Source organism: Lichenifustis flavocetrariae, assembly GCF_026130545.1.
Taxonomy (GTDB): Bacteria; Pseudomonadota; Alphaproteobacteria; order Rhizobiales; family Beijerinckiaceae; genus Lichenihabitans; species Lichenihabitans flavocetrariae.
The window spans coordinates 1-1,037 of record NZ_JAMOIM010000149.1 but is presented as its reverse complement, the minus strand read 5'-3'; the positions used below and the strand labels follow the sequence as shown (position 1 = coordinate 1,037).

Here is a 1,037-nt window from a genome sequence, read left to right as displayed (position 1 = left end):
TCGGGCAATCTTCCATTCACTCCCATCACAGACCCAGAGGCGCTCCCGGTCCGACCCGAACGCCACGTCTCCAACTCTATCGCATCCATGCGCCGACGGCTCACGGCAGATCTCGCCAGAAGCCTGCAAAGATGTCCATGCTGCCTCGCGCGCCACACCACCCCAGACGATCCAACACCCTTGTGACGCAGTAAGACTAACGGTCTTCCTGGCTGTCAGCGACGCCGGGGGCTTTCGCGCGGCCGCCAATTGGTTGGGTCTGTCGCCATCGACAGTGAGTGAGAAGATCGTCCAGCTGGAAACGCAACTGGGCGTGCCGCTGCTCATCCGTACCACGCGCAGCGTTATGCTGACCGAGGCCGGCCGCGGACTCGCCCACCGTCTCACGCCTTTAATGGTCGAGACGCGGGCCGCACTGCAGACGCGGCCAGTTCACAACGGGCTGTGCGCGGGCTCCTGAAGCTGAACGTGACCGGCGCCGTGTTGGTCGACATTCTGCCTCCTCTGGTCGAGCGCTTCGTCGCGACTCATCCAGAGGTGCGGGTGGAAATTATGATCGATGATCGGCTCGTCGATGTCACAGCGGCCGGCTGCGACGCCGGCATCCGATACGGCGAGTATCTGGCAAAGGACATGATCGCCGTACCGATCGGACCGCGGTTTCAGCGATTAGCCCTGGCGGCAGCGCCGCCATATCTGGAAGCACACGGCGTCCCGCTCCGGCCGCGCGACCTTCTGAGTCACGAGTGCATTCGGCTGCGCTTTTCAAGCGGCGCGCTCGTCGGTTGGAACTTGGAACGTGGCGACGAACACGTGCCGATCGATCTACCGGGACGTTTGATCATCGGCGTTGATGCAGCTCCGGCGGCGATCGAGTTCGCCCGTGCCGGCCGAGGTATCATCGCGACATTTGAAAACTGGCTCGACCCCTATTTCAGAAGCGGTGCGCTTCAACCCGTCTGCGAATTCCGATGCAAGCCGGCCGGGTATTCCGATCTGAAGCCGGCCAGCGTTCCGATTTGATGTCGGCCACCATT

The 1,037-nt window shown here is 62.6% G+C and carries 2 protein-coding genes; both read left to right on the top strand.

Annotated elements, in window-relative coordinates:
• Positions 1-460: LysR family transcriptional regulator (locus M8523_RS36365; protein WP_282589654.1), on the top strand; the 460-nt coding region annotated here is incomplete at its 5' end.
• The gene (locus M8523_RS36360; RefSeq protein ID WP_345894373.1) at positions 445-1,023 is read left to right on the top strand and encodes a LysR substrate-binding domain-containing protein; all 579 of its coding nucleotides are present in this window, start codon (positions 445-447) and stop codon (positions 1,021-1,023) included. The genes M8523_RS36365 and M8523_RS36360, both read left to right, overlap by 16 nt.
• Positions 1,024-1,037 lie beyond the last annotated feature (14 nt).